Annotated in this window: 25 protein-coding genes; 22 read left to right on the top strand and 3 right to left on the bottom strand. The window is 39.5% G+C overall.

Annotated features, from left to right (window positions below):
- Positions 1-8 precede the first annotated feature (8 nt).
- From MHI04_RS15195 to mtnN, 10 genes are all read left to right on the top strand, one after another.
- Complete coding sequence (locus tag MHI04_RS15195) at positions 9-1,355, top strand: LLM class flavin-dependent oxidoreductase (RefSeq protein WP_342534982.1); 1,347 nt, start codon at positions 9-11, stop codon at positions 1,353-1,355.
- Entirely contained in the window at positions 1,352-2,539 is a 1,188-nt protein-coding gene (locus MHI04_RS15190; protein WP_036121950.1) for an acyl-CoA dehydrogenase family protein, read from the top strand. Before MHI04_RS15195 ends, MHI04_RS15190 begins: the two co-directional genes overlap by 4 nt.
- A gap of 171 nt (positions 2,540-2,710) precedes the next feature.
- Positions 2,711-3,838: an endolytic transglycosylase MltG gene (mltG, locus tag MHI04_RS15185; protein WP_036121947.1), complete on the top strand. Its 1,128-nt coding sequence runs from the start codon at positions 2,711-2,713 to the stop codon at positions 3,836-3,838.
- A gap of 285 nt (positions 3,839-4,123) precedes the next feature.
- Complete coding sequence (locus tag MHI04_RS15180; protein WP_036121943.1) at positions 4,124-4,756, top strand: O-methyltransferase; 633 nt, start codon at positions 4,124-4,126, stop codon at positions 4,754-4,756.
- 5 nt (positions 4,757-4,761) lie between these two features.
- Positions 4,762-5,694, top strand: a complete 933-nt coding sequence (locus MHI04_RS15175) for a peptidase U32 family protein (RefSeq protein ID WP_036121940.1) — start codon at positions 4,762-4,764, stop codon at positions 5,692-5,694.
- A 13-nt stretch (positions 5,695-5,707) separates the two neighbouring features.
- Positions 5,708-6,988 carry a U32 family peptidase gene (locus MHI04_RS15170; protein WP_340811757.1) on the top strand — a complete coding sequence of 427 codons (1,281 nt, stop codon included), beginning with the start codon at positions 5,708-5,710 and terminating at the stop codon, positions 6,986-6,988.
- Positions 6,988-7,626, top strand: a complete 639-nt coding sequence (gene udk / locus MHI04_RS15165; protein WP_036121933.1) for a uridine kinase — start codon at positions 6,988-6,990, stop codon at positions 7,624-7,626. The genes MHI04_RS15170 and udk overlap by 1 nt, the downstream gene beginning before the upstream one ends.
- Before the next feature lie 175 nt (positions 7,627-7,801).
- Complete coding sequence (greA, locus tag MHI04_RS15160) at positions 7,802-8,290, top strand: transcription elongation factor GreA (RefSeq protein ID WP_036121930.1); 489 nt, start codon at positions 7,802-7,804, stop codon at positions 8,288-8,290.
- A gap of 131 nt (positions 8,291-8,421) precedes the next feature.
- Positions 8,422-9,081 (top strand): DUF1510 family protein, encoded by a 660-nt coding sequence (locus MHI04_RS15155; protein ID WP_342534981.1) that lies wholly within the window; start codon positions 8,422-8,424, stop codon positions 9,079-9,081.
- A 59-nt stretch (positions 9,082-9,140) separates the two neighbouring features.
- Positions 9,141-9,833 (top strand): 5'-methylthioadenosine/S-adenosylhomocysteine nucleosidase, encoded by a 693-nt coding sequence (mtnN, locus tag MHI04_RS15150; RefSeq protein ID WP_036121923.1) that lies wholly within the window; start codon positions 9,141-9,143, stop codon positions 9,831-9,833.
- A 329-nt stretch (positions 9,834-10,162) separates the two neighbouring features.
- Here the strand turns inward: mtnN and sigK are convergent, their stop codons facing one another.
- Together sigK and pssA are read right to left on the bottom strand one after the other, a co-directional pair.
- Positions 10,163-10,870, bottom strand: coding sequence for an RNA polymerase sporulation sigma factor SigK (gene sigK, locus MHI04_RS15145; protein WP_036121917.1), 708 nt, complete (start codon positions 10,868-10,870; stop codon positions 10,163-10,165).
- Positions 10,871-10,956: 86 nt separating this feature from the next.
- Entirely contained in the window at positions 10,957-11,457 is a 501-nt protein-coding gene (gene pssA / locus MHI04_RS15140) for a CDP-diacylglycerol--serine O-phosphatidyltransferase (RefSeq protein WP_051891644.1), read from the bottom strand.
- Positions 11,458-11,593: 136 nt separating this feature from the next.
- Here pssA and MHI04_RS15135 point away from each other — a divergent pair, with 136 nt between their 5' ends.
- From MHI04_RS15135 to MHI04_RS15080, 12 genes are all read left to right on the top strand, one after another.
- Positions 11,594-12,376 (top strand): phosphatidylserine decarboxylase, encoded by a 783-nt coding sequence (locus MHI04_RS15135; protein WP_036121911.1) that lies wholly within the window; start codon positions 11,594-11,596, stop codon positions 12,374-12,376.
- Between the two features lie 36 nt (positions 12,377-12,412).
- The gene (locus MHI04_RS15130; RefSeq protein ID WP_249646111.1) at positions 12,413-12,934 is read left to right on the top strand and encodes a YqeG family HAD IIIA-type phosphatase; all 522 of its coding nucleotides are present in this window, start codon (positions 12,413-12,415) and stop codon (positions 12,932-12,934) included.
- A complete protein-coding gene (yqeH, locus tag MHI04_RS15125) occupies positions 12,931-14,034 on the top strand; it encodes a ribosome biogenesis GTPase YqeH (protein WP_036121905.1) in 1,104 nt (367 codons plus the stop codon). The genes MHI04_RS15130 and yqeH overlap by 4 nt, the downstream gene beginning before the upstream one ends.
- A gap of 33 nt (positions 14,035-14,067) precedes the next feature.
- Complete coding sequence (gene aroE, locus MHI04_RS15120) at positions 14,068-14,898, top strand: shikimate dehydrogenase (protein WP_036121902.1); 831 nt, start codon at positions 14,068-14,070, stop codon at positions 14,896-14,898.
- Positions 14,899-14,903: 5 nt separating this feature from the next.
- Positions 14,904-15,206 carry a ribosome assembly RNA-binding protein YhbY gene (yhbY, locus tag MHI04_RS15115; protein ID WP_036121900.1) on the top strand — a complete coding sequence of 101 codons (303 nt, stop codon included), beginning with the start codon at positions 14,904-14,906 and terminating at the stop codon, positions 15,204-15,206.
- Between the two features lie 9 nt (positions 15,207-15,215).
- Positions 15,216-15,806 carry a nicotinate-nucleotide adenylyltransferase gene (locus MHI04_RS15110; protein ID WP_036121897.1) on the top strand — a complete coding sequence of 197 codons (591 nt, stop codon included), beginning with the start codon at positions 15,216-15,218 and terminating at the stop codon, positions 15,804-15,806.
- On the top strand, positions 15,775-16,347 hold the full coding sequence (yqeK, locus tag MHI04_RS15105; protein ID WP_036121894.1) for a bis(5'-nucleosyl)-tetraphosphatase (symmetrical) YqeK: 573 nt from the start codon (positions 15,775-15,777) through the stop codon (positions 16,345-16,347). Before MHI04_RS15110 ends, yqeK begins: the two co-directional genes overlap by 32 nt.
- Positions 16,344-16,688 (top strand): ribosome silencing factor, encoded by a 345-nt coding sequence (gene rsfS, locus MHI04_RS15100; protein ID WP_036121893.1) that lies wholly within the window; start codon positions 16,344-16,346, stop codon positions 16,686-16,688. Before yqeK ends, rsfS begins: the two co-directional genes overlap by 4 nt.
- 5 nt (positions 16,689-16,693) lie before the next feature.
- A complete protein-coding gene (locus tag MHI04_RS15095; protein WP_036121889.1) occupies positions 16,694-17,434 on the top strand; it encodes a class I SAM-dependent methyltransferase in 741 nt (246 codons plus the stop codon).
- A gap of 279 nt (positions 17,435-17,713) precedes the next feature.
- Positions 17,714-18,343, top strand: coding sequence for a helix-hairpin-helix domain-containing protein (locus MHI04_RS15090; protein WP_058844218.1), 630 nt, complete (start codon positions 17,714-17,716; stop codon positions 18,341-18,343).
- 105 nt (positions 18,344-18,448) lie between these two features.
- Positions 18,449-19,018, top strand: a complete 570-nt coding sequence (locus MHI04_RS15085) for a ComE operon protein 2 (protein ID WP_036121883.1) — start codon at positions 18,449-18,451, stop codon at positions 19,016-19,018.
- A gap of 143 nt (positions 19,019-19,161) precedes the next feature.
- Positions 19,162-21,309, top strand: coding sequence for a DNA internalization-related competence protein ComEC/Rec2 (locus MHI04_RS15080; RefSeq protein ID WP_342535777.1), 2,148 nt, complete (start codon positions 19,162-19,164; stop codon positions 21,307-21,309).
- 28 nt (positions 21,310-21,337) lie between these two features.
- Here MHI04_RS15080 and MHI04_RS15075 read toward each other — a convergent pair whose 3' ends face one another.
- Positions 21,338-21,475: a YqzM family protein gene (locus MHI04_RS15075; protein ID WP_036121877.1), complete on the bottom strand. Its 138-nt coding sequence runs from the start codon at positions 21,473-21,475 to the stop codon at positions 21,338-21,340.
- Positions 21,476-21,505: the final 30 nt, after the last annotated feature.

The raw sequence follows: 21,505 nt of genomic DNA, 5'->3' as shown, positions 1-21,505 counted from the left end.
TGATAACAATGACTAGTAAAAAAGAAATAAAGCTAGCCTTGTATTTAATAGGAGCAGGTATGCATGTTGCTGCATGGAGGCACCCATCTGCCCAAGCAAATGCAAGCATCGATATTCAGGCATTACAAAAAGTAGCTCAGATTGCGGAAAGAGGAAAGTTTGATATAGCTTTTGTTGCCGACAGTTTAGCCATTAATCATGAGTCACATCCACATATTTTAAATCGCTTTGATCCATTAATTCAAATTACGGCTTTAGCGTCGGCAACAACTAAAATTGGACTGGGTGCAACAGCTTCAACCACATACAGTGAGCCATATGTGCTGGCAAGACAGTTAATGTCCATCGATCATATAAGCAATGGGAGAGTTGCTTGGAACTTAGTAACCACAGCAGATGCCACAGGAGAAACGGCATTAAATTTTAGCCGCGATAAGCATTGGGAGCATGATCATCGCTATGAACGTGCAGAGGAATTTATCGATGTTGTTCAATCACTATGGGATTCATGGGAAGACGATGCTTTTCTCTATGATCGAGATAATAATCTATTTTATGATCGTCTTAAAGTGCATGAAACATCATTTAAGGGCAACTATTTATCTGTCAAAGGTCCATTAAATATTGCTCGTTCTGTACAGGGGCAGCCTGTTATTGTGCAGGCTGGTGCATCTAAACCAGGCCAACAATTAGCTGCACGTACAGCGGAAGTTGTATTTGTCCATTGGGATGATATTGAAAAATCGAAAGAACACTATCGGCAATTAAAGGCACAGCTTCCTCCCTTTGGACGTAAGGAGGAGGAGCTCCTTGTTTTACAAGGAATTTCCCCAATAGTAGGTGATACAGAGGAGGAGGCAATTCGTAAATTTAATGAATTACAGTCATTGATTGATCCATACGAAAGCTTAAAATTTGTTTCGGGGTACATGGGGAATGTTGACTTTTCAAAGTATCCCCTCGATACACCTGCTATTGAAGTGGAATTCCCAGAAGTTAATAGTATTCAAAGTCACTTCTATGAACACTTAGAGATTATTAAGAAGGAAAATTTAAAAGTTGGTGATTTGTATGCACGCCTTTTTGGACCTGCAAAGCGCGATGCTTTTGTCGGAACACCAACACAAATAGCGGATGAGATGGAGCGTTGGATAATAGAGCAAGCAGCAGATGGCTTTATGCTACAGTTTCCGTTATTACCACGTGATTTAGAAGATTTTGTTGACAAGGTTGTACCGATTTTGCAGGAGCGAGGTATTTATCGTAAAGATTATACGGGCACAACATTAAGAGAACATTTAGGCTTGAAAAAGCCGCTGAATCGTTTTGCTAAAAGTAAGGTGAATCAGGAATGATGGATATTTTTATTCGAAATGAACGAGAGCAAAGGCTTGTTCAATATGCTCAGAATTTAGCGCAACAAATTGAGAAGACAGCTAACCAATATGATGAGAGTGGAAAATTTCCGTTTGAGCATTTTAAAATTTTAGAAGATGCAGGCTATTTTCGACTAACAGTGCCTCAAAAATATGGAGGAGAAGAAATTTCTTTATACGAGATGTTATTAGTGCAGGAACAATTAGCTAGAGGCGATGCTTCCACTGCCTTGTCTGTTGGCTGGCATTTATTGACGTTTTTGAATGTTCGTGAGGCAAAAACATGGCCGGAACCTATCTTTGCAGAATTATGCCGAAAAGCAGTTGAGGAAGGCTCACTTTTGAATATTATTAGCAGTGAACGTGGAAAGGGGAATATTTCTCGGGGGAGTTTACCTGGTACAATTGCTAAAAAGGTGCCAGGGGGATATTGCATTACTGGTGAAAAAGCATTTGCTTCATTAGCGCCGATTTTAAAACAATTCACCATTATTGCTTATCTGGAAGAAGAAAACCTAACAGCGGAATTTCTAATAACGAAAAACGAACAGGTGGAAATTGTTGAAACATGGGATGCAATGGGCATGAGGGCAACAGGTAGTCATGATATTATTTTTCATGATACGTTTGTACCAGAGGCAGCGTTGCTTTACAGACATCATCCAAATGGAGTTAATCGTTTTTTAGCTGATGGTCGAGTCTATTCGTTAGAGATTCCAGCCGTTTATTTAGGAGTGGCAGGAGCAGCAAGAGATTATGCAATTGATTTTGCCAAAAATACGTATTCACATAGCTTAGAAAATACAATCGCTCATGCTAGTCATGTCCAACAAAGGATTGGTGAAATAGAAGTACTTTATCAAACTGCACGAAGAACATTGTATAGTATTGCAACACAGGTAGAACAAAATCCAGCTCTTAAGGAGCAACTATCAGAGTCTGTTAGTATCGCAAAGTATGTAATTTGTAATTACGCCATCGATATAGTAACAAAAGCCATGCAAGTTGTAGGGGGACGAAGTTTATCTAAAGAAAACAAAATCCAGCGTCTATTTAGAGATGTTCAATGTAGTCGCTTTAATCCACCAGCAGATGATGTGGTGATAGCTCAACTTGCTATGGAGTTACTTGCGGATAAGAAGCAAGTAACTTTTCAATTATAGTTTATATAATGAAGATTTTGAACCGTGCAAGATTTTATAGAGAGAGGATCTGCCAGTAAAAATAGCTGGCAGATTTTTTTTACATATACAATTTCTCCTGAATTGTCGATTTCTGTTTGTCGTGAAAGTTGATTTCTAGTATGATATTGATTAGTGATAGGGGGGAAACCCGTGGATAACGGTTCTAAAAAACAAGAAATGTTTTCAAAAATGCAGGAAAGAAAATCTGAGGTAAAAATCGTGAGAAAAATCGTTGCAATTATTGCGATTGTTTTCGTGCTTATAATCGGTGTTGTTGGTATCCTTGGGTACAACTATGTCAAGGGTGCATTAAAGCCACTCGATCCTAATGCGACGAAGACCATTGCTGTGGAAGTACCTATTGGTTCTAGTTTATCATCCATTTCCACGCTGCTAGAGAAAAAAGACGTCATTAAAGATGCACGTGTTTTTAAATACTATGCAAAATTTAAAAATGAATCTCAATTCCAAGCAGGAAATTATGATCTAACACAGGCGATGACATTCGATGAACTGATCGAAAGCTTGAAAACAGGGAAAGTCTACCGTAAGCCTGTCTTTACAATGACAGTTCCGGAGGGCTTAACACTTGAACAAATTGGGAATGTGATTGAAAAGAAAACACCATACACAAAACAGGAATTTATGGATCTTGTGACGAGTGATACATTTGTTCAGCAAATGATGGCCAATTATCCTGAACTTGTCACGGAGGCTGTGTTAGCGGATAATATTCGCTATGATTTAGAGGGCTATCTTTACCCAGCCACTTACTCTTACTATGAAGAAAAACCATCATTACAGGGAATTGTAGAAGAGATGATAGCGGCGATGAATAATGTGGTGAAGAACTATAGTGATGTTTTAGCAGAAAAACAAATGTCGGTGCATCAGTTGTTAACATTTGCTTCATTATTAGAAGAAGAAGCGACAGCTCAAACAGATCGAGAGACAATCGCAAGTGTCTTCTATAATCGAATAAATGAAGGCATGCCATTACAGACAGACCCGACCGTGTTATATGCACTTGGTGATCATAAAGATCGTGTGCTTTTTGAAGATTTAGAAGTGGATAATGCTTATAACACTTATAAAAATAAAGGCTTACCACCTGGACCAATCGCTGGTGCTGGTAAAACTTCTATTGAGGCAACATTAAATCCAAGTCAAACCGACTATTTCTATTTCTTAGCAGATAAAGAGGGTGTTAATCACTTCTCGAAAACATATGATGAGCATTTACAGAAAATAGCAAAATATTTACAAAAAGAAGAATAAGCGTTTAGGAAGAGCAAAAAGTATATAGCAAACAGATGGATAGAAGGAAAGAAAAATAGCTTTCCTTCTATTTTCATGCTATTATAAAGTGTGATTTTTGATCAATCCGTTCATTTATGCGGGACAAATATGCGTGGTAGCAATTGTTGGAGCATATCTAAACAATTGCTCATTTTTGTATGGCAAAGTACCAAGACATCACGTTTGGTCTTTTTCTTTTTGTTGATAAATGATGAAGTACAGACAACGGCAAACGCCCGTTGCCTTTTAAATGAGGGTGAAACAATGGAATTATCAGATGCATATATACAATCATTTATACAGCCACGTAATGAATTGCTTTTAGAGATGGAAGCATACGCGGAGGAGAATCATGTACCGATTATGCAATTAGCAGGTATTGATGCATTAAATCAACTGTTACGTATTCAAAATCCGTCAAAAATTTTAGAGATAGGCACAGCAATTGGCTATTCTGCTATTCGAATGGCAGAGGCATTGCCCAATGTCCAAATTGTTACAATTGAACGTGATCAAGAGCGTGTAACAAGGGCGAAAGCCTATATTCGACGTTCTACTGTATCAGATCGAATTACGGTCATTGAGGGTGACGCTTTAGAGGTGAACGACGAGGCTATTGATACGACTTTCGATGCGGTCTTTATCGATGCCGCAAAGGGACAGTATCAACGCTTTTTTGAAAAATACGCCCCTTTAGTGAATTCAGGTGGGGTTTTGTATATCGATAATATGTACATGCATGGCCTGTCTGATTTAGAGCTGAAGGATGTGCCACGTCGTAAGCGGACAATGATTCGCAATTTAAAAAACTTCACAGATTGGATTATGCAGCACCCAGATTATACAAGTGCTTTTTTGCCAGTCGGTGACGGTTTATTACTATGTTTGAAGAGGTGACTACTATGAAAAAACCAGAATTGCTTGTGACACCACAATCAGTAGAACATATAAAAGCACTTTTAGAAGCTGGAGCAGATGCTTTTGTTATTGGTGAGCAACAATTTGGTCTACGTCTAGCTGGAGAGTTCTCTGTTGAAGAGGTGGAAGAAGCGACGAAGCTAATTCACGCAGCAGGTAAAAAGGTTTATGTTGCGGTCAATGCACTTTTTCATAATGAGAAACTGGAGGCACTGGCAGACTATTTAAAAGAAATGCAACGTATCGGAGTGGATCGTTTAATTTATGGTGATCCAGCGGTACTTATTATTCGCCGCGAGCAAGCCGTGACGATTCCATTACATTGGAATCCAGAAACGACTGCTACAAACTGGTTTACAGCGAATTACTGGGGGAAACGTGGTGCAAAGCGTGCCGTATTAGCACGTGAACTTTCTCTTGATGAAGTATTAGAAATTAAAGAAAATACTGAGATGGAGATTGAGGTACAAGTACATGGCATGACGTGTATGTTCCAATCGAAACGCCCATTACTTGGTCATTATTTCTTATATCAAGATAAGGTGATGGCCATTGAAAACCGTCAAGAAAATCGTAATATGTTCCTACATGACGATGAGCGAAATAATAAATATCCTATTTATGAAGATGTCAATGGGACACATATTTTCAGTCCAAATGATATGTGTATAATTGATGAGCTTGGTGAATTATTCGAAGGTGGCATTGATGCCCTGAAAATCGAGGGTGTTCTACAAACACCAGACTATGTAGTAACGGTTACAGAAATCTATCGCAAAGCCATCGATACGTATTTTGATGAATCAGAAAACGCGTATGAAGAGATAAAAGATGATTTATTAGCACGAATTGAAGATATTCAACCAGCCATTAGACCATTAGATACAGGCTTTATCTTCAAGGAAACAGTTTACTAGGAGGGGCAATACCATGGCATTAGCATTAGAACAAAATGACAAAATCCGTGAGATTGTCGACGGTAAACGTGTCATTACTAAAAAACCAGAGCTACTTGCCCCAGCAGGTAGCTTAGAGAAATTAAAAGTAGCTGTTCATTATGGAGCAGATGCGGTATTTATTGGTGGACGAGAATTTGGACTACGTTCCAATGCAGACAACTTCTCGATTGAAGAGATGCGTGAAGGTGTCGAATTTGCCAAACAATATGGGGCAAAAATTTATGTCACGACAAATATTTTTGCTCACAATGAAAATATGGATGGCTTAGAGCGTTACTTAAAGGATATTGAATCAGCAGGCGTAACAGGAATTATCGTTGCAGACCCACTGATTATTGAAACATGTCGTACAGCAGCACCTAAGCTTGAAATTCATCTTTCTACACAGCAATCACTGTCCAATTGGAAGGCTGTTCAGTACTGGAAAGAAGAAGGCTTACATCGTGTCGTTTTAGCACGTGAAGTAGGCGGAGAAGAAATGAAGCTGATGAAGGAAAAGGTTGATATTGAAATCGAGGCTTTCGTTCATGGTGCAATGTGTATCGCCTACTCTGGTCGTTGTGTTCTGTCCAATCATATGACTGCTCGTGACTCTAACCGCGGTGGTTGCTGTCAATCATGCCGTTGGGACTATGATTTATATGAATTAGAAGATGGTGAAGAAAAAGCACTGTTCGATGACAAGCACGCATCTTTTGCGATGAGTCCAAAAGATTTAAAATTAATCGAAGCAATTCCTCATATGATTGAGCTTGGGATCGATTCGTTAAAAGTTGAAGGTCGTATGAAATCCATTCATTATGTTGCGACAGTTGTTTCAGTGTACCGTAAAGTGATTGATGCTTACTGTGCAGATCCGGCAAACTTTAAAATTAAACGCGAGTGGCTCGAAGAATTGGATAAATGCGCCAACCGTGATACGGCTGAAGCATTCTTCCATGATGCACCTGGCTTCGAGGAGCAAATGTTTGGAGTACATGGTCGTAAAACAACGTATGAATTTGCGGGTCTTATTTTAGATCATGATCCAGAAACAAAAATAGTGACGATGCAACAACGAAATTATTTTAAACCTGGTGATGAAGTAGAATTCTTTGGTCCTGAAATTGAAAATTTCCGTTTAACAATGGGCGAAATTTGGGACGAGGATGGCAATAGCCTAGATGCTGCTCGTCATCCATTACAAATTGTGAAATTTAAATGTGACACACCATTAAAACCGCATAATATGATGCGAAAGGAGAATAACTAATGGCAGCAAAGCGACCAGTTGTCATCGGAATCGCTGGTGGCTCATGCTCTGGAAAAACGAGTGTGACGCGCGCCATTTATGAAGTTTTCCGTGAGCATTCCGTTGTGGTGATTGAACAAGATTTTTATTATAAAGATCAAAGTCATTTAACATTTGAAGAACGCTTAGGTACAAACTACGATCATCCGTTGGCTTTTGATAATGATTTATTAATTGAGCACATAAAAAAATTGTTAGTGCGTCAACCAATTGAAAAACCTGTTTATGACTATGTGCAGCATACGAGAGCAGAAGAAGTGATCCATGTTGAACCAGTAGATGTTATTATCCTAGAAGGTATTCTAGTGCTAGAAGATGCTGATTTACGTGATTTAATGGATATTAAATTATTCGTAGACACAGACTCAGATTTACGAATTATTCGTCGTATCATGCGTGATATTAAAGAGCGTGGTCGTACAACTGATTCGGTTATTGAGCAGTATTTAGCAGCGGTTCGACCTATGCATAATTTATTTATTGAACCAACGAAACGTTATGCTGATATCATTATTCCAGAAGGTGGGGATAATGAGGTAGCAATTGATTTAATGGTAACGAAAATTAAAACTATTCTTGAAACCGACAACGTATTGTAATAAGATAGAGTGGTATTGACAATATTTTCATGCATATTTAAAAAAAGCATGCATACTATTAGGTCAAAGCGTAATTTGAAAAAGTTTAAAAATAATAAAATTCGATTAAATGCATCTTCCGTGCATTTAGTCGAGTTTTATGTTTTTATATTGAAGAAACAAGGAGTGAAGGACTTTGGCAAATGAAAAACAGTACCCTATGACAGCTGAGGGAAAACGTAAATTAGAAGAAGAATTAGTAAAATTAGAAACAGAAACACGTAAAGAAATCGTTGAACGTATTAAAATAGCACGTGATTTTGGAGATCTATCTGAAAATGCTGAGTATGATTCAGCAAAAGAAGAGCAAGCCTTTTTAGAAGGTCGTATTTCTACATTAAAATCAATGATTCGTAACGCAGTGATTATTTCTGAGGATGAGACAGATAACAGTGTTGTATCACTTGGGAAAACGGTTACATTTGTTGAAATCATTAATGGTAAACCGTCATCAGATGAAGAATCGTATACAATTGTTGGTTCTGCTGAGGCAGATCCAATGGAATTCCGCATTTCAAATGAATCGCCAATTGCAAAGGGTCTACTTGGTCGTGCTGAAGGTGAAGAAGTTGCCGTACAAACACCTGGTGGCGAAATGAAAGTGAAAATTATTTCCATTAAATAATGTGTAAGTGTACAAGCAGTTAGCCTTAGGCTGGCTGCTTTTAACATTCTTTGGCAATAAAATAGTGAGTATAATTATTTTGCAAGAGCTGTCGAACTTGATAGAATATTTGCTAGAGAGGGGGAGACATTATGAGTGAACGACAAACTCGAAGTAGTCGTCATTTGCAGCCATCTCGTAATAAAAAGCTAGATAAACTATTGAATGTTTTAATAGGTGTTGTGGTTGTACTTATTATTATTACAGCAACCTATGTGTTTAAATGGCAAGATGATGCAGATCAAGCAGTGAAAGATGAACCAGCTCAAGAGGAAAAGAGCGGTGATAACGAAAAAGAAGTAGATAAAGAACCTGCGAAAGAACAGGATAAAGATCTCGCTGTTGAAGAAGACAAAACTTCCGAGGAAGAATCGGAGCATGATACATCTCAGGAAGAGCAAGGTACGTCAGAAGAGTCGACATCGGATAATCCAATTGTTGACAAGGTTATCACGAATAAAAATTGGCAGCCAACACCTACCACTCAAACAGGTCAGCATGTGTCTTCATATGATGACAAGTCTGTAGACTGGGCTGAGAAGGTAGCCACTGTTTCGACTGTGACAGGCATCGAACAAAGCAATATGATTATTTGGCGTATGCAAAATAATGGTGGTCCTAATTCATCCGTTGCGACAGTTTCAACGAATGATAAATCTCAGATGTACCGTGTCAGTATGGAATGGGTTGAAAATGAAGGATGGAAGCCCGTGAAGTTAGAGCAACTTAACACATTAGAAGGCGCCTATTGACGAAAATCACTCTTTTGATTATTTTTAATAGAGTTGATAAAGAAGGGAAGTAACAGTACATGAAAATAGCAGTAATTGGCGCAATGGAAGAGGAAGTAGAGCTTCTAAGAGCAGCATTAAACGATGCACAAAGTACAATGATTGCAGGCAGTGAGTATACAACAGGGACTTATGAAGGCAAGGAAGTCGTGTTATTAAAAAGTGGTATTGGTAAGGTGAATGCTGCTATGTCTACGACAATCCTTTTACATGAGTTTAAGCCAGATGTTGTTATGAATACAGGCTCTGCAGGTGGATATGACGAGGCACTTGAGGTAGGCGCTATCGTCATTTCTGATGAAGTTCGCCACCATGATGTAGATGTCACAATTTTTGGCTATGAAATCGGACAGATGGCTGGGATGCCAGCAGCTTATAAATCAGATGAGAAATTGATGAAAGTCGCTGAGGAGGCCGTCAAGGCGGTTGGAGAGCATCAGTATGGCATCGGTTTAATTTGCTCTGGAGATGCTTTTATGAATGATCCTGAACGTGTAGAAGCGGTTCGTCGTCATTTCCCTCAAATGAAGGCTGTAGAAATGGAAGCGGCTGCGGTTGCTCAAGTATGTTATCAATTTGCTACACCTTTTGTTGTCATTCGTGCTTTATCAGATATTGCTGGGAAAGAATCGAATATTAGCTTCGATGAGTTTTTACCAGTTGCTGCAAAGCATTCGACACAAGTCGTTTTAAAAGCAATTGCCTCTCTATAAACTACACAAAATGGTCAAAATGTGCGTGTCATTCTGTGAGAAAAATCACAGTTAAAGCAATGGACAAATGCTACACTGACAGTAATAAATCTCTTCATAATAGAATGGGAGGCATTCATGATGTTATTTTTAACAGCGGGTGTAGTCATTATTACAACTTTAATAGGCACGTTGATTTCAGCAGAACTATCGGAGTCAGCGCATTAGTATGACGGGAAAGCTCCTTTGCGACATAGTCATGTCGCAGGGGAGCTTTTTATATGCCATGAAATAGGCACATCTTCCGCCAATGATGCATTGAATTTTTCTACTGTCCATTTTACAATATATTATTCAATAGACTTTTGGTCTCGTTTGTATAGTTGATAGAGTTTAATAAGTGCTCGCTTTTCAATGCGAGATACATAGCTGCGTGAGATATTTAAACGAGCAGCAATTTCCTTTTGTGTAAGGGCATCCTGTTGGTTTAAACCATAGCGTAGTGTCACAATTTCGAGCTCACGTTCATCAAGCATATGCAAATAGTGATATAACTGTGCCACATGTTCTTTATGCTCTAGTTTTTCTGTGGCGCTTTCTTCGTCACACTGAAGTAAATCACGAATTTGCAGTGCATTACCATCTTTATCAGTCCCAATAGGCTCAAACAGTGATACGTCTTTCTGCACTTTTTTTTGTGTGCGCAGATGCATTAAAATTTCATTTTCAATACAACGGGCTGCATATGTGGCAAGTCTAGTTTTTTTGTCAGGGGTATAGCTCTCGACAGCTTTCATTAGACCGATTGTTCCGATGGAAATATAATCATCTAGTTGTTCATGTTTTGGATGGAATTTTTTTACGACGTGCGCGACAAGCCTCATATTGCGTTCGATTAAGTCAAGACGTGCTTGCTCATCGCCACCTAAAAATCGTTCAATACAAGCAGCTTCCTCTTCTTTTGAAAAGGGTTTATGGAATGTTTGCCCCTTTAAGTAGCCAAGCAACGCAGGGATTTCAAGCCATAACTGCAACATTGATGTAAAAATTCCGCTCATTGAATGATTTCATCCTTTCCCCATTTTTCGACAGTATATGTTTAAAAGCTGTGGGAAATGAAAAAAGTGCAACAGCAAATGTGCTGTTACACTTTTTTTAACGTAAATGTACTAATCATGAGTAAAGCTAAGATGGGAAAAAGGAAAAGATAAAATGCCGGATGGAACGCATTGGCTGCGAAATACGTTAAAGTTAAGAACGTACCTGCAGCTGTAATTGGTAAACCTGTGAAATAACCATTCGCTTCACTAATATTGAAGCGAGCTAAACGCATCGCGCCACAGACGATAAATAATACGGCCATCATCATGCCGGCAAAACCAAAATCAACTAGAACAACTTCATACATTAATAATGCAGGTGCCACACCAAATGATATAATATCACTCATAGAATCTAATTGTTTACCTAACTCAGACACTTGTCCGAGTGCTCTCGCTACCTTACCATCGTAGCGATCAAGAAGGGCTGCAATAAAGATAAACAAGACACTATAGCTATAGTATTCATGTAAAGTGGCCATAATAGCCGCGCCTCCAAAGGACATATTACTAATTGTGATGAAGTTAGCTGCGTGCGATTTCATTTTCTTAACCGTGGTATCCACCAACTTGTGATAAAAAAACAAGGGGGATCACTCCTTTGCACTTAAGATATTGTACCATTATACTTCGAATGCGAAAAAATTGACAGTCTAAATTAATGGATAGGGGTTTTACTGTATGAAAGAAAAACTATATCAACGCTTGATAGAACTAACGAATGGTAAGCAATCTTCCCATCTTTTGCAGGTAATTGCAAAAGCGAAGTGGAGTAAACGTATAATTCCAAGCTACATGAAGTTATACGATATTAACATTGAAGAAGTTTCAAAAAAACAACAACAATTTTCAAGTTTACATGATTTTTTCACAAGAGAACTTCTAGAAGAAGCTCGACCTATTGAAAAAAATCCAACGATTTATGTTAGCCCAGTAGATGCCAAGGTGGAATCTTTTGGTCGCATTGAATGGGATATGACATTTCTAGTTAAGGGTAAGCCCTATGCATTACAAGATTTACTAGGTAATACAGAGAGAGCCGCACAATATGCAGATGGTCATTTTATCGTATTTTATTTAAGTCCTGCTGATTATCATCGTATCCATAGTCCGATAGATGGGGAAGTAGTACGACAATATACACTTGGTCAGAAATCTTATCCCGTGAATCAGCTAGGTCTTACATACGGTAAAAAACCAATTTCTCATAATTATCGTTTAGTGACAGAGCTGAAAGCAGCCAATCAACAGCATGTAGCCTTTATTAAAGTTGGTGCGACTTTTGTTAATTCCATTGTGCTTACGAATACGACAACGAAATGGCGTAAAGGTCAGGAAGTTGGATATTTTTCATTTGGTTCCACAGTGGTTATGCTGTTTGAAAAGGATACGGTTGAATTTACGGATAATGTTGTACAGGGAAGCCCAATTCGAATGGGTGAAGCTTTTGCAAATATGCTATAATGGTCGAATAATACGTTAAGATTAGGGGTCGCTATTTTGTATAATTTTTTATTACCGAACGAATTTGTGACGAATATTTTTGAAATTACGCCGGAAAAGTTACAAGAATTAGGGATTAGAGGCATCATTACGGATTTAGATAATACGCTTGTTGAATGGGATCGCCCAGACGCAACAGAAGAGCTGATTATTTGGTTACGTATTATGAAAGAATCAGGTATTCGAGTTATTATTGCATCGAATAACAATGAAGCGCGTGTGAAGCATTTTGCTGAGCCATTAGATATCCCGTATATTCACAAGGCAAAAAAACCACTTCGTAATGCTTTTTATAATGCACTGATTCAACTAGGTTTACGCCCAAATGAAGTAGTCATGGTTGGAGATCAACTCCTGACTGATGTGATGGGCGCAAATCGTTTAGGCTTGCATACAGTGTTAGTAAAGCCTGTTGCACAATCAGATGGGCTGGTAACAAAATTGAATCGTTTCATTGAGCGTCGAGTATTTAATGATTTGAAACGTAAAGGAATAATAACTTGGGAGGAACAAGAATGATTGAAATGCCAAATTGTATTGGCTGTGGTACAACAATTCAAACAGAAGATAAAACAGCAGTTGGGTATGCACCCCCATCATCATTAGAAAAGGATGTGGTCATTTGCCAGCGCTGCTTCCGTTTGAAAAATTACAATGAAATTCAACCCGTGTCATTAACAGATGACGACTTTTTACGTATTTTAAACGGCCTTGGAACACAGCAGGGCTTAATCGTAAAAATTGTTGATATATTTGATTTCAATGGGAGCTGGCTACCTGGGCTTCACCGTTTTGTAGGGAAGAATCCTGTTCTTTTGATTGCCAACAAAGCAGATTTATTACCAAAATCAGTGAAACCGAAAAAAGTAATCAATTGGCTTAAACGCGAGGCAAAGGCACTAGGACTTCAGCCTATCGATGTTCTATTAGTCAGTGCCCATAAAGGCAAGGGAATGGCGGAAGCAATGGAGGCCATCGACGAGTACCGTAACGGACAAAATGTCTATGTTGTAGGTTGTACAAATGTTGGGAAATCTACATTCATTAACCGTATTATTAAACAGGCTACAGGAGAAGGGGAAGTCATTACAACGTCACACTTCCCTGGTACTACTTTAGACATGATTGACATTCCACTGGATGATGGTAGTGCATTATATGATACGCCTGGTATTATTAATCATCATCAAATGGCTCATCATATTGATTCAAGTGAATTAAAATATATTATGCCGAAAAAGGAAATTAAACCGAAAGTCTACCAGCAAAATCCTGGACAGTCCCTATTTATTGGGGCATTGGCGAGATTTGACTTTATCCAGGGAGAGCGTTCAGCCTTTACAATCCATGTGGCAAACGATCTACCGATTCACCGTACAAAGCTTGAGAAGGCCGATACATTATATGCAGAACATAAAGGCGAGCTTCTGGCACCTCCAACTGCAGATTTTATCGACCAACTTCCACCATTGGTACGTCATGAGTTTTCCATCAAAGAAGCGAAAACAGACGTTGTATTTTCTGGCCTAGGCTGGATTACAGTACAGCATGCTAATGTAGTCGTAGCAGCCTACGCGCCAAAAGGTGTACAAGTTTCAATTCGTCCTTCACTGATCTAAACAGAAGGATGTAGTAGAGAGAGGGACTAGAAAATGAAGAAATGGTTTGCAGTTATGGGTGATCCAATTGAACATTCAAAATCACCAGCCATGCACAATGCTTGGTTTGAGGACATGTCAATAGATGCGACATATATTCCTTTGCATGTACCTTCTGATCAATTAGAATCAGCAGTTGCTGGTTTGAAAACATTAGGGGCGAGTGGCTGGAACGTGACAATTCCTCATAAGACAGCAATCATTCCATATTTAGATGAGCTAGATGAGCTGGCGCAAAAAATGGGCGCAGTGAATACAGTCGTACGAACAAAAGAGGGAAAGCTGAAGGGCTATAATACAGATGGGATTGGCTTTGTTCGCTCACTAGAAGAAGCCGTTGGTGTATCTCGAAAGGACAAGCCTGTATTACTTGTTGGTGCTGGTGGCGCTGCTCGTGGTATTGCCTTTGCTATGCAGCAACAAGGCTATCACCATTTAACTATCGCCAATCGTACGGTGGCAAATGCCCAAGCGATAATTGATGAAATGGATATGGGTCGTGCGATGTCATTACAAGAAGCAGAAGAAACATTAGCTGATTTCGGCATTATTGTGCAAATGACATCGGCTGGCCTTGCTACGGGCAATTTTTCTATGCCATTTTCATTAGATCGACTTGCGAAAGGAGCAATTGTTGCGGATATTGTGTATAATCCATTAATGACGCCTTTTTTACAAGCGGCTGAAGAAAAAGGAGCAACGATTGTCACAGGCTTAGGGATGTTTGTCCATCAAGGAGCCATTGCTTTTGAACACTGGTTAGGAAACTATCCAAACACAAATTCAATGATTGCGCAGCTTAAGGCGCAATTAGGAGGAAACTAATTTTTATGTTAACAGGTAAACAGAAACGTTTTTTACGTGCAGAGGCACATCATTTAACACCTATTTTCCAAGTAGGAAAAGGTGGAGTTAATGACGAAATGACAAAGCAAATTCGTGAGGCACTAGAAGTACGTGAACTGATTAAAGTGCGTATTTTAGATAACTGTGAAGAGGACAAACATGAAGTTGCTGAATCACTGGCAACAGGTGCTCGTGCGGAGCTTGTCCAATTAATCGGTCTGACAGTTGTTTTATATAAAGAGTCACGCAATCATAAAAAGATTGTATTACCAAAAGCAACGAAATAAGGTGAGACGATGAAAAAGGTCGGTTTACTAGGTGGCACATTTAACCCACCACATATAGGGCATCTCATGATGGCTAATGAGGTTTTTCATGCGCTAGAGCTTGATGAAATCCGTTTTATGCCAAATGCTATACCACCACATAAGCAGGCACGATTTGATGCTAGTAATGTCGAACGACTCGAAATGGTGAAGCGTGCAATTCGTCCATTTCCTTATTTTTCAGTAGAGTCGTATGAGGTTGAGAAGGGTGGCGTATCCTATTCCTATGAGACACTTTCTGCCTTGTGTAGAAGAGAACCGGATGTGAAATTTTACTTTATCATCGGTGGCGATATGATTGATTCGCTACATACATGGCATTGTATTGATGATTTAGTAAAAATCGTGCGGTTTGTCGGAGTAAAGCGTCCAGGAACAGCGGCGACAACAGAGTACCCTATAAGTATGGTGGAAGTGCCTCAAATCGATTTATCGTCCACACTGATTCGTGAACGCCTTGCGACTGGGGGAACGGTAACATTTTTATTACCAGAAGCGGTAGAGACGTTCATACGAGAGGAAGGTCTTTATGGAACGCGAACAGTATTTAGCGGCGATTAAGCCAAGAATGCCTGAAAAACGTTATATTCATACAATCGGTGTAATGGAAACAGCCATCGATTTAGCACAAAAATATGGCGAGGATGTTAAAAAAGCTGAAATAGCAGCAATCCTCCATGATATTGCTAAATATGAAGACATTGAATGGATGGAGAATATCGTTCGTGATGAAAATTTAGATCCACAATTAATTGGCTGGGGCAGTGAATTACTCCACGGCCCAGTCGGTGCCTATATAGCGCAAAGTGAGTTTGGCATCACAGACGATGAGTTGTTAAATGCGATTCGTTTCCATACAACAGGACGCGTTGGGATGAGTCGTTTAGAAAAAATCATTTTTGTCGCAGATATGATTGAGCCAAACCGTCGATTTGATGGTGTGGAGCGTCTGCGAAAGAAGGCGCAAAAAAATTTGGATAAGGCGATGAGTGCATGTGTACGCCATACTTTGGCATTTTTAATAGACACAAAGCAACCAATTTATCCTTTATCAATAGAATGTTATAACGATACGATGAACAGAGAGGATAGTGAAGGATGACTTCAACTTTATTACAAGCAGCGTACAAAGCAATTGACGACAAACATGGTGAGGATATTGTCGTTTTAAATATGCAAGGAATTTCCCTTTTAGCAGATTATTTTATCATCGCCCATGGTAACTCTGACCGCCAAGTGCAAGCAATCGCGCGTGAGTTACAGGATATAGCAGAACAACAAGGCTATGAAATTCGTCGTGTCGAAGGTTTCGATGCAGCTCGTTGGGTACTTGTTGACCTTGGAGATGTAGTGGCGCACGTATTCCATAAGGATGAGCGTGCTTATTATAATTTAGAACGTCTATGGGGCGATGCACCGCAGCTAGACATGCCAGAGGCCTAAGCTAAGTGAGTAGTTACGAACGCTTTGCCCATGTCTATGATGAGCTACAAACGGATATTCCTTACAATCTTTATGTAGATTGGGTTGTACAGCATGCACCATGCAGCCAATACCCCACACTTTTAGATATTGGTTGTGGTACAGGTGTGCTTAGCTTGTTATTCGCCCATGCTGGTTATAAGGTCAGCGGAGTCGACTTATCAGAAGAGATGCTGTCCATCGCAGCAAAACGCTTTGCTGATGCAGGCTACCAAGCTCCGTTATATTGTATGTCGATGGACGAATTAGATGGCTTTGAGGCGTTAGATGTTGTGACGATTACCATTGACTCCCTTAATTATGTTGTAGAGGAGCAAGCCGTCTATACAACATTAGAACGTATTTATCATGCTTTACGTGATGGAGGACAGCTGTTTTTTGATGTTCATTCATTATTTAAGATGAATGAGATTTTTTTAGACGGACCGTTTACGTATGATGATGGGGACATTAGTTATGTATGGCATACAGCGCCAGCTGATTTCGAGCATTCTGTTACACATCAAATGACCTTTTATGTGCGAGATATCGCAAGTGAGTTATATGAACGTTTTGATGAAGAGCATTTACAACGTACTTTCTCAATAGAGCAGTATATGGCTTGGCTGCGCGCCATTGGTTTTCATGATGTGGAAATCACAGCTGATTTTACGGATGAAGCACCTGAATATGAAAGCGAACGCATTTTTATTCGTGCGGTGAAATAAAGAAAACGGAGCCACACTGTCCCCCAATGGGCAGTGTGGCTCTTTTGGTGGATAGAAAGGCTAAAGTGAAGGATAGCGTGCTTAAATCAGTGGATAGAAAAGCGAAAGCGAAGGATAGCAAGCTTAAATCGGTGGATAGCAAGGCGAAAGCGAAGAATAGCTCTCTTAAGCAGGTCAATAGAATCTCCTGATATTTATTATTATTTTCAATCAACAAGTCATAGTGTATGATGTAGATAACTCCATATGATGACCTTTTGCAAGGAAAGGATGGGTGCTATGCTCCAATCTTTATGGCAAAAGTATAAAAAAAGTATGTTATTCCCCAGCATACTGGTAGTCAGTGGACTTTGTTACTTCTATTTTTCGAGTTTTGACTCTTCACCTCCCCAAGAAGAGCTCATCGAGACAATCCAATCGTTTGAAGAAAAAAATCATAGTGAAACTGCTGAAGAAGCGGTGATTCAGCAGATATTTGTTGATATAAAGGGTGCTGTGATGTATCCAGGCGTTTATGAGCTTCAGCAAGACCAACGCATAAAAGATGCTGTCGAGCTTGCAGGTGGCTATACAGAGCAAGCTGACACACAGCGCATGAATCATGCGCAAAAAGTGCAGGATGAAATGGTGATTTATATTCCCACAAAGGGTGAACAGCTAGAAGATGGAGCTACAACTCTTTTAACAATACCTACTGAAAGTGCTCCTAAAGAGCAGAAGATTAATATTAATCAAGCCGATATAGCAATTCTAGCAACCTTACCAGGAATCGGCCCCTCGAAAGCGCAAAGTATTCTTACGTATCGAGAGGAACACGGACACTTTCAAGCGATCGAAGACTTAAAAAATGTAAGTGGTATTGGTGATAAAACATTTGAGAAGCTAAAAGATGCGATTACTGTAAAGTAAACGTTTTACAGGATGTAATATTGACGCCTCTTTTCTATAAGGGATACACTATAGTAGAAAAGCAAGAGAAATATAATTTGTAAGCCAATTTTTGGAGGTAATCATATGGAGCGAATTACTTGGGATCAATTTTTTATGGCACAGAGCCATTTACTCGCATTACGTAGTACATGTACAAGACTAGCAGTAGGAGCAACTGTTGTGCGTGAAAAACGCATCATTGCAGGCGGTTATAACGGTTCCATTATAGGAGACGAACATTGTATTGAACAAGGATGCTATGTAGTTGACAACCATTGTGTGCGTACGGTGCATGCTGAAATGAATGCCTTGCTGCAATGTGCTAAATATGGAACACCGACAAAAGGTGCTGATTTGTATGTAACACATTTCCCATGTCTACCATGTACAAAATCCATTATTCAAGCGGGCATTGAACGTGTCTATTACGCAACAGATTATAAAAATAATCCCTATGCCCAGGAATTATTTGCAAAAGCGGGCGTGGAAGTTGTCCATGTACCCTTTGATGACCGTAAAATCGATTTTTTACGAGATGAAAAACTAGCCTTGTACACAGAAATGCTTCATGAGCTTCGCGAGAGTGGCGTGCCAGCCGAAAAGTTGCTCCCATATGAACAGAAGGTGAGTGCATTATTTGGCATCGAGCTTTAAAGCATAAATGGATCTTTGTAGCTCTTGCTGTACTTATAGCGGCTATTGCAGCACACTCGTCAGCATGGCTACTCACTTTTTTATTGCTTTTAGCCCTGTGGCTCATCTTAAAAGGTGAGTCATGTTTTCTTGTGACGTTTGTAATGATAAGTGCTTTATTCGCTTATTTTTTTCTTTCTACCTATCAACTGACGGAACCTTCCCCCTTACCAAAAACCTTCCCTATAACCTGGTCAAACGATTATAAAATAAACGGCCAAAAACTCCGTGGTTTTGCTACAACTACAAATCGTCAAAAGCTTTATGTGATATATACCTTTTCATCAGAGCAAGAAAAAAGTTTGTATGAAAATACTTCATTAGCAGGCAAAACATATCTTGCCAGGGGTGAGCTTGTAGCACCGTCTCCATCTGCGCATGCTTATGCATTTTCAATGACTGACTATTTAACAAGCAAGGGAGCAACAGGCATTGTGGAAATCGCTAGCTGGCGTTATGTCGAAAAGCAGTCTTCCATCTTCACCTTTTTGGCTGAAATAAGACACAGTATGAAAAAACATATAGAAAGAACCTTTCCAAAAGCCCTTGTAGCAGAGGCACAAGCACTTCTGATAGGGGCACAAGATCAAATGGAGGGTGAACTGCAGCGTGCCTATCAAAAGCTTGGTATCACCCATTTGTTTGCGATTTCTGGCCTACATGTCGCACTCGTGTCTTGGTTATTCTTTGAAGGCTTACTTCGAATAGGCATACGCAAAGAAATGGCTACGGCTGCACTACTGATCCTTTTACCCGTTTATGGGGTCATTGCAGGAGGTGCACCTTCTGTTTGGCGTGCAGTCTCTGTAGTTGAACTAATGATGTTACTGCGCTTTTTGAAGTGGACTCTTTCAATAGATGATGCACTAGCCATCAGCTTTATAGGCTTCGTTATGCTTGAACCAGGTGTCATTTTTCAAATTGGCTTTCAACTGTCCTATTTAGCTGCCGCTAGTTTGGTTTATTCAGGTATCATTTTCAAACAGACGGAGAATTGGCTCAGTCGTTCTTTTTTCGTCACATTTGTCTGCCAGCTGCTCGTTTATCCTCTATTACTTCATCATTTTTATGAATTATCTATGTCCTCGTTTTTTGTCAATATTCTGTTTGTTCCATTGTTTTCCTTTGTTATATTACCATTTAATATTGTAGTGTTTATGTTATCCTATATTTCCTTACCGCTTGCCAATATGCTATTTGCTGGCTACGAACCGCTACGTAATGGACTGACCCATATGATTATGGAGATGCAGGAGCTACCATTTCAATTATGGTCACCGGGTAAGCCAATGATCTGGCTTAGCTGTGTAGCACTGCTAAGTGTTTTAGCAAGCTTATATTACTTAGAAACGAGAAGGTTCAGGAAGGCTATTGTCGCACTTGTTATTCCCGCCATTTGGATTCATCTGTCACCCATGCTGTCTAACGAAACACAGATCACATTTTTAAATGTAGGACAGGGAGATAGTATCGTTATTGAATTGCCTTTTAGAAAAGCTGTCTATGTCATTGATGCGGGTGGGATACTACGCTTTGAACAGGAGCAGTGGAAAAAAGCAGATAGTCCTTATGAGGTAGGGAAGCAAGTTGTAGTGCCATTTTTAAAAGCTAAAGGAATACGCACCATCGATATTTTTATCGCCACCCATGCGGATGCAGATCATATAGAAGGTGCCGAAGAGGTTTTACAAGAAATTAAGATGAAGGAAATACACGTGACACCAAGTTCTTTACAGCAGCCTTTAATGCAAGAATTATTGCTAGAAGCAAATAAGCACAATGTACCTGTTAAAGAAAAGATGATGGGGACAGCATGGCATAGTGGTGGGACAAATTTTTATTATTTATCGCCTGATGACACCCTTTATGAAGGGAACGATGATTCCCTCGTATTGTACATGCAACAGAACGACTTTACAGCGTTATTTACAGGTGACTTGGAACAATATGGTGAACAACAGCTAATCAAGCGTTATGGGCATCTATTAGCCAATCTAACATTGCTGAAAGCGGGACATCATGGCAGTAAGACATCTAGTTCAGAAGCCTTTGTTGAGCTGCTCCAGCCCGAATTAACGGTTTTCAGTGCAGGTCTCCATAATCGCTATGGTCATCCACATGAAGAAGTAGTACAACGTTTTGTCAGTCGCAATTTAGCGACTTTGACAACAGGGGTGGATGGAACCATTGAAATACGTATTCGTGCTAATGGTTGGTCTGCTGCAGTAAATGAAAAAGGCCTTGTCCAATGACCAAGGCCTTTTTCCTGCATAAGTCCAATTACTGTGATACGAATTCTACTATAGTTGCAATAATAAACATAATTGTGAAAACGCCAAATGATACACCGAAGCCAACACCAGAATCGATGGCATCGTTACGTCGACATTGTATGTTCTTTCCTTCAAATGGATTCATTGTTATCCCTCCAATTCTGTTATTTATTAT

Origin of the sequence: Lysinibacillus sp. FSL K6-1151 (genome assembly GCF_038630755.1) — a bacterium.
Classification (GTDB): domain Bacteria; phylum Bacillota; class Bacilli; order Bacillales_A; family Planococcaceae; genus Lysinibacillus; species Lysinibacillus fusiformis_D.
This window is presented reverse-complemented; position numbering and strand designations above follow the sequence as displayed.